Genomic DNA, 7,281 nt, shown 5'->3' with positions numbered 1-7,281 from the left:
CGTCCGGACCGCGGCGGGGGACCTGCGCGGGCTCGCGGCCGCGTCGTGCCGCCGGCCCGGCGCGGAGGCCTGGCTCGTGGGCGGAAGCACCTCGCTCGGCTCGAGCGCACGGCTCGTGCTGCAGAACCCCGGGAGCACGCCCGCCACGGTCGACGTCGAGCTGTGGGGCCCGGCCGGGGCGGTCGAGCTCGCCGGCGCGCCCGAGTACCTCGTGCCTCCCGGCGCCGAGCGCGTCGTGCTCCTCGAGGGCGTCGCGGCCGAGCAGTCGCGCGTCGTCGTGCACCTGAGCGCCTCGGGCGGGCTCGTGACCGCCTACCTCCAGGACAGCCAGCTGCGCGGCCTGGTCCCCGCGGGCGTCGACTACGTGGTGCCCGGGCGCGCACCCGCGCAGCGCCAGGTGGTCCCCGCGCTCTCCGTGACCGAGACCGCGATCGACGGCGCGGACACCGCGGCGCTGCGCCTCCTCGTCCCCGGGGACCGCGACGGCACCGCGCGGATCTCGCTCCTCGGCCCGGACGGGCCGCAGGACCTGCCCGGCGCGGACGAGGTCGAGCTCGACGCGGGCGCCGTGCTCGACGTGCCCCTCGCCGGCCTCCCGGCCGGCGACTGGACCGCCGTCGTCGAGAGCGACGTGCCCGTCGTCGCCGCCGCGCTCGTCACGCGAGGCACGGGCGTCGGCAGGCCCGCCGGGGACGCGCCGTCACGCGCGCCCCTCGACCGCGCCTGGGTGCCCTCCGTCGCGAGCGGGGTGAGCGGTCCCCTCGCGCTGCCGGGCGGGCGCGGGGTGCTGACGCTCGGCGTCGCGACGGACGACGACGTCACGGGTGCCGCGCGCGCCGAGCTCGAGGTCCTGGACGGTGACGGCGCGTCGCTCGGCACGCGCGACCTCCGCCTGGCCGCCGGCACGACGACCTCGATCCCGCTCGACGCCCTGCTCGGGCCCGACGTCCCGGCGCCCGACCCGGCGGCCGTGGTCCTGCGCACGGAGGACCCGCGCATCGCCTGGGGTGCCGTGCTGGTCGAGCCCTCCGCCGCGGGCGACCTGGTCGCGGCCCTCGTGCCCGTCGGGCCGGCGAGGGCGCAGCCCGAGGTCCTCGTCCGCCTCCGCTGAGCCGAGTTCTGCCTGCACCTCGGGCTCTGGTCAGCGGACTCAGGTCAGCGGGCTCTGGTCAGCGGGCTCTGCTCAGGAGGCGCCGCTCAGCGGGCTCTGCTCAGCAGGCGCCGCTCAGCGGGCTCTGCGCAGCTCGAGCGCCTGCCTGAGTGCGAGCCCGGCGCGCAGCGCGACCCGCAGCGGCCACTGGTACCAGCGGTGGTACCGGCGCGACAGGTAGCGCGCCGCCGAGGCGTGGTGCGCCCGGATCATCGTCGCCGGCCGCTCGCGCCACGAGGTGCCGCCGACGTGGGTCACGGTCACGCCGGGCACGTGCACGTTGGTCCACCCGGCCCGCCCGAGCCGCTCGCCGAGGTCGACGTCCTCGAAGAACATGAAGTAGCTCTCGTCGAACCCGCCGACCTCGCGGAAGGCGTCGGCGCGCAGCAGGAGGCAGGCGCCCGACAGCCAGCCGGCGGGCTCCTCCGACGCGAGCACGCCCTCCTGGTGCCGCTGGTACGCGCGCGTCCAGGGGTTGCCCGGCCAGAGCCGCGCGAGGAGCGCGTGGCCCACGCCGTGCGTGAGGGAGGGCAGGGCGCGCGCCGACGGGTACCGCGTGCCGTCGACGTTGAGGATGCCCGGGCCGAGGGCCCCCGCGCGCGGGTGGCGGGCCGCGGCCTCGAGCAGGCCGTCGAGGCTCCCCGGGTGCCACACGATGTCGGGGTTCGCGACGACGAGCCAGTCCTGGTCGAGCTCCCGGGCCCCGAGGTTGGCGGCGCGGCCGTACCCGAGGTTGCCGCCGGGGTCCACGACCCGGCCGCCGTGCTCGCGCGCGACGCGCTCCGTGACGGTGTGGTCGGTCCCGTTGTCGACGAGCACCAGGTCGACGTCGGCGGACGTCGCGTCCCGCAGGGACGTCGCGAAGTCCGCGAGCTCGTCGCCGGGGTGGTACGTGACGCAGACGACCCGCACGCGAGCAGGGGAGGGGACGGCCATGGTGCCGTCCACCCTAGACGCAGGCGCGTGCCCGCTCGTCCGCGGCGACCCGTGCACGCCGGGGTCGCGCGTCAGGAGTGGTAGCCGGGGTCGACGTCCTCCGGCGCCCGGGCCAGCAGGTGCGCGACCTGCTCCACGAGGACGTCGCGCACGAGGTCGGCGAGGTCCGCCTCGTCGACCGCGCGCGTCTCGAGCGGCCGGCGGTAGACGACGATCCGCGCGGGCATGCCGGCGTCCGCGGGGAAGCAGCGGCCCAGCGGCACGCCCCCGTGCTCCCAGGGGGCGGGGTTGGAGGGCGGGACGTCCTCGACGGCGAACTCGGTGCCCTCGAGCTGGGCCGCCCAGCGGCGCTCGAGGCGCTCCACGGCGGCCAGCACGTGGTCGTCGAAGCGCTCCGCGCGGGAGCGGTACCCGGGCAGGGAGGTCGGCATCAGGGGGCCGCGGAGACCTCGGCCCCGGCGGTCCCGTCGACGCGGTGCGAGGGCCACCCCGGCCGAGCGGCGCTGGACGGTGCTCACGGCGCCACTGTACGTCGGGAGGCCCAGGTCGGGCGCCCGGCGGCGTGGTGCAGGGCGCGTGTCGGGATGCCCAGGTACTCTCACGCCTGTGAGGTCAGGACGGCAGTGCTCCCGCAGCGCCTGCGGGCACGCCGCGGTCGCGACGCTCACCTACGTGTACTCGGACTCGACGGCGGTCCTCGGGCCGCTCGCCCAGCTCGCCGAGCCGCACTCCTACGACCTGTGCAGCGACCACGCCGGTCGGCTCACGGCGCCGCGCGGGTGGGAGGTCGTCCGGCTCACGCCCGAGTTCGTCCCGACCGGCCCGAGCCCCGACGACCTCGTGGCGCTCGCCGACGCCGTGCGTGAGGCAGGCCGCCCACGGCCCGCCGCCCCGGCGCCCGAGCCGGCGCCGTCCGGCACCGAGATCACCCGACGCGGCCACCTCCGGGTGCTGCGGGGCGAGGGCTGACGTGGCGGCCGCCCAGCCGCCCACGGGCGACGGTCCCCGTCCGGACCGGTGCTCGTCGTGCGGGAGCCCCGAGCTCACCCGGCTGCCCATGGTGCTGACCGACGGCACCGACGTCACCTTCGTCTCCTGCCACCGCTGCGAGCGGCGCGAGTGGCTCACGGCCGGTGCCGACGGCGGCTGGGAGACCCTGCCGATCGAGTCCGTCATCGAGCGCTCGGCGCGCAAGCCGCGCTGACCGCAGCGCACGCGGGGCCGTCCGGCCGCACTGCGGGCGGACATCTCCCCGCAATGCACGCCTGGCTAGGCTGCCGCCGTGACCTCACCGACCCCTCCTGACCTCCACGCGCTGATCAAGGCCTACGACGTCCGGGGAGTGGTCCCCGACCCGTTCAGCCCCGAGGTCGCGCGCGCGATCGGCGCGGCGTTCGCCGACGTGGTCGTGCTGCGCGGCGCGGGTGCGCCGGCCGGCGGCCGGCCGCGCGCCGTGCTCGGACGCGACATGCGGCCGTCCGGCCCGGACCTCGTGAGCGCCTTCGCCGAGGGTCTGACCTCACGCGGCGTCGACGTCGTCCTCATCGGGCTGTGCTCGACGGACGGGCTGTACCACGCGTCGGGCGCGCTCGACGTGCCCGGGGCGATGTTCACGGCCAGCCACAACCCCGCCGAGTACAACGGGATCAAGATGTGCTGGGCCGGCGCCCGGCCGGTCGGCGAGGACGCGGGACTCGGCGAGATCCGGTCGCTCGCCGCGCGCTACCTCGTCGAGGCGCCCGAGGCCGCGCCCGAGCCGGGTGCGGTGACCGAGCGCGAGATGCTCGCCGAGTACGCCGCCTTCCTCCGCTCGCTCGTGGACCTGCGCGAGGCGCGACCGCTCAAGGTCGTGGTCGACGCGGGCAACGGCATGGGCGGCCTGACCGTCCCGGCGGTGCTCGGCGACGCGGCCGGTCTGCCGGCGCTCCCGTTCGACGTCGTGCCGCTGTACTTCGAGCTCGACGGCACGTTCCCGAACCACGAGGCCAACCCGCTCGAGCCGGAGAACCTGCGGGACCTGCAGGCCGCCGTCGTCGAGCACGGCGCCGACCTGGGCCTCGCGTTCGACGGCGACGCCGACCGCTGCTTCGTCGTCGACGAGCGCGGGGAGCCGGTGACGCCGTCGGCCATCACGGCGCTCGTCGGGCTGCGCGAGGTGGCGCGCGAGCGTGCCGCGGGTCGCACGCCGACCGTCATCTACAACCTCATCAGCTCCAAGGTGGTGCCGGACCTGCTCGACGCGGCCGGCGCGCGCACCGTGCGGACGCGCGTGGGCCACTCGTTCATCAAGGGCGAGATGGCCGAGCACGACGCGGTGTTCGGGGGTGAGCACAGCGCGCACTACTACTTCCGCGACTTCTTCTTCGCCGACACCGGCATGCTCGCCGCGATGCACGTGCTCGCGGCGCTGGGCCAGGCCCGCGCCGCGGACGGGCGGCCGCTGACGCTCAGCGAGCTCGCCGAGGCGTACGCGCCGTACACCGCCTCGGGCGAGATCAACTCGCGCGTGGCCGACGTCGCCGCCGCGCGGGCGCGCGTGGTCGACGCCTACGTCACGCAGCAGGGCGCCGGGCCGGTCGAGGTGGACGAGCTCGACGGGCTCACGGTCTCGCACTGGGACAGCCACCCGCGCTGGTGGTTCAACCTCCGCGCGTCGAACACCGAGCCGCTGCTGCGGCTCAACGTCGAGGCCGCCGACGAGGACATCATGGAGAAGGTGCGCGACGATGTGCTGGCACTCGTGCGCGCCGACGCGCCCGTGACCGACGGGCAGGAGCAGGGGGACCGATGACCGAGGACCGGGCCGGCGACCAGACCGTCCACGAGAACGTCCACGAGGACGCCGGCCAGGGCGGGCCGACGGCCTCCCCGGACGCCTGGGTGCGCGACATCCTGCGCTGCCCGGCGTGCGGGTCGGCGCTCGCCGACGGCACGGCCGTCGACGGCTCGCCCCAGCTGGTCTGCCAGGGCCAGGCGTGCGCGCTGGCCTACCCGATCCGCGACGGCATCCCCGTCCTGCTCGTCGAGGAGGGCGTGCAGTCCGAGGGGACGGTCTGAGCCGCCTGATGTGATGCGCGCCTCGCCCACGTGCCCCTGCCGTGCGACGGGGGCGTCGCGTAGCATGGTCGTGCTTGGCGCAGGTGATGCCGATCGGCCCGGAGGGGCCGCGCCGGGCCCGCACGACCGTCCCGCCCCTGCCGCGCTGCGCCCGTCGCGTCGCGCCGGCCGAGCGCGCCGCGTCCCGTGCGACCCGCCTGACGAACCGCCCGCACACACCGACCGCACACCGCCGCCCGCCGGCCGGGGTGCCGACACCTGAGGTGACCATGACCACCACCGCCGCACGTCCCACGAGCGCCCGTCCCACGCCCGGCTTCGACGAGGAGCCGGGCGTCTACAAGGTCCGCGATATCGGGCTCGCCGAGGCCGGCCGCCACCAGATCCGCCTCGCCGAGCACGAGATGCCGGGCCTCATGGCGCTCCGCGCCGAGTACGCCGACGCCCAGCCGCTCGCCGGTGCGCGCATCGCCGGCTCCCTGCACATGACCGTGCAGACGGCCGTCCTCATCGAGACGCTCGTCGCGCTCGGCGCCGAGGTGCGCTGGGCGTCGTGCAACATCTTCTCGACCCAGGACGAGGCGGCGGCCGCGATCGCGGTCGGCCCCCACGGCACGCCCGAGGCCCCGCAGGGCGTCCCCGTGTTCGCGTGGAAGGGCGAGAGCCTCGCCGAGTACTGGGACTGCACCGAGCAGATCCTCACCTGGCCCGGCGGCACGGGGCCGAACATGATCCTGGACGACGGCGGCGACGCCACCCTCCTCGTGCACAAGGGCGCCGAGTACGAGGCCGCGGGCGCGGTCCCGGCCGACGGCGCACCGGGTGAGCCCGGCTACTCCGAGGAGCTCAACCTCATCCTCGGCGTGCTGCGCCGCTCGCTCGCGCAGGACCCCCAGCGCTGGACCCGCATCGCCGAGGGCATCCTGGGCGTCAGCGAGGAGACGACGACCGGTGTGCACCGGCTCTACCAGCTGCACGAGGCCGGCCGCCTGCTCTTCCCGGCGATCAACGTCAACGACTCGGTGACGAAGTCGAAGTTCGACAACAAGTACGGTATCCGCCACTCGCTGCCCGACGGCATCAACCGGGCGACCGACATCCTCATGGGCGGCAAGGTCGCGTTCGTCGCGGGTTACGGCGACGTCGGCAAGGGCGCGGCCGAGGCGCTCCGCGGCCAGGGCGCGCGCGTCGTCGTCAGCGAGGTCGACCCGATCTGCGCGCTGCAGGCGGCCATGGACGGCTACCAGGTCGTCCGGATCGAGGACGTCGTCGGCGAGGCGGACTTCTTCATCACCACGACGGGCAACCGCGACGTCGTCACGGCCGAGCACATGGCCGCGATGAAGGACAAGGCCGTCGTGGGCAACATCGGCCACTTCGACAACGAGATCGACATGGCCGGCCTGGCCGCGCTCCCCGGCGTGACCCGCACGGAGATCAAGGCCCAGGTCCACGAGTGGACGTTCCCGGCCGACGGCGACCGCCCCGAGCGGTCGATCATCGTGCTGTCCGAGGGGCGCCTGATGAACCTCGGCAACGCGACCGGTCACCCGTCGTTCGTCATGAGCAACTCGTTCTCGAACCAGGTCATCGCGCAGGTCGAGCTCTTCACCAAGCGCGACGAGTACCCCGTCGGCGTCTACCGCCTGCCGAAGGTGCTCGACGAGAAGGTCGCGCGCCTGCACCTCGACGCGCTCGGCGTGCGGCTGACGGAGCTGACGAAGACCCAGGCCGAGTACCTGGGCATCGACGCGAGCGGCCCGTACAAGCCGGAGCACTACCGGTACTGAAACTCGGTACTGGGTCCCGGTACTGGGACAGCACCCGTGACCGGTGCCGGTGACCGGTCCCGGTGACGTGACGGAGGGGCCCGCGGACGCCGAGAGGCGCCGCGGGCCCCTTCGCCGTCCGGGGCATACTCGCGACATGGGGAGGACGGCGCCCGCGCTCGCGGCCGGCATGGTGGCGGCCGCGCTCGTCGCGTGCGCACCCGCGCCGCCGGGCTCCCCACCGCGCGAGACCGTCCCCGCCGCGCTGCCGACCGTCCGCGCGGCGCCACCGGCCCCTGCGGTCGCCGCGGCCGCGCCGGCGGTCGCGCTGCCGATGTTCCGCTCGTCCGGGGGGCCGATCACCCCCGA

General features: G+C 75.6%; 8 protein-coding genes and 1 pseudogene. 7 read left to right on the top strand and 2 right to left on the bottom strand.

The annotated features are described in order from the left end of the window. On the top strand, positions 1-1,111 hold a 1,111-nt coding region (locus ICW40_RS12625; RefSeq protein WP_260459163.1), incomplete at its 5' end, for a DUF5719 family protein. A gap of 114 nt (positions 1,112-1,225) precedes the next feature. Here ICW40_RS12625 and ICW40_RS12620 read toward each other — a convergent pair. Both ICW40_RS12620 and ICW40_RS12615 read right to left on the bottom strand, forming a co-directional pair. Continuing rightward, positions 1,226-2,086: a glycosyltransferase family 2 protein gene (locus tag ICW40_RS12620; RefSeq protein ID WP_221654373.1), complete on the bottom strand. Its 861-nt coding sequence runs from the start codon at positions 2,084-2,086 to the stop codon at positions 1,226-1,228. Positions 2,087-2,157: 71 nt separating this feature from the next. After that, complete coding sequence (locus ICW40_RS12615) at positions 2,158-2,604, bottom strand: metallopeptidase family protein (protein WP_308121781.1); 447 nt, start codon at positions 2,602-2,604, stop codon at positions 2,158-2,160. 88 nt (positions 2,605-2,692) lie between these two features. Here ICW40_RS12615 and ICW40_RS12610 point away from each other — a divergent pair, with 88 nt between their 5' ends. The 6 genes and pseudogenes from ICW40_RS12610 to ICW40_RS12585 form a co-directional block, all read left to right on the top strand. Continuing rightward, positions 2,693-3,055: a DUF3499 domain-containing protein gene (locus ICW40_RS12610; protein ID WP_221654372.1), complete on the top strand. Its 363-nt coding sequence runs from the start codon at positions 2,693-2,695 to the stop codon at positions 3,053-3,055. A gap of 88 nt (positions 3,056-3,143) precedes the next feature. Beyond that, positions 3,144-3,290, top strand: coding sequence for a hypothetical protein (locus tag ICW40_RS12605; RefSeq protein WP_221654371.1), 147 nt, complete (start codon positions 3,144-3,146; stop codon positions 3,288-3,290). 78 nt (positions 3,291-3,368) lie between these two features. Continuing rightward, on the top strand, positions 3,369-4,877 hold the full coding sequence (locus tag ICW40_RS12600) for a phosphomannomutase/phosphoglucomutase (RefSeq protein ID WP_221654370.1): 1,509 nt from the start codon (positions 3,369-3,371) through the stop codon (positions 4,875-4,877). Continuing rightward, positions 4,874-5,143 carry a Trm112 family protein gene (locus ICW40_RS12595; protein WP_260459165.1) on the top strand — a complete coding sequence of 90 codons (270 nt, stop codon included), beginning with the start codon at positions 4,874-4,876 and terminating at the stop codon, positions 5,141-5,143. Before ICW40_RS12600 ends, ICW40_RS12595 begins: the two co-directional genes overlap by 4 nt. A 269-nt stretch (positions 5,144-5,412) precedes the next feature. Further along, positions 5,413-6,933 carry an adenosylhomocysteinase gene (ahcY, locus tag ICW40_RS12590; RefSeq protein ID WP_221654369.1) on the top strand — a complete coding sequence of 507 codons (1,521 nt, stop codon included), beginning with the start codon at positions 5,413-5,415 and terminating at the stop codon, positions 6,931-6,933. Positions 6,934-7,069: 136 nt separating this feature from the next. Beyond that, positions 7,070-7,281, top strand: a pseudogene (locus tag ICW40_RS12585) (hypothetical protein); the annotation flags it as partial.

This window comes from Actinotalea ferrariae (assembly GCF_019733465.1).
GTDB lineage: Bacteria > Actinomycetota > Actinomycetes > Actinomycetales > Cellulomonadaceae > Actinotalea > Actinotalea ferrariae_A.
Note: the sequence above shows the minus strand (reverse complement) of the source record. Positions and strands in the feature narration are given on the sequence as shown.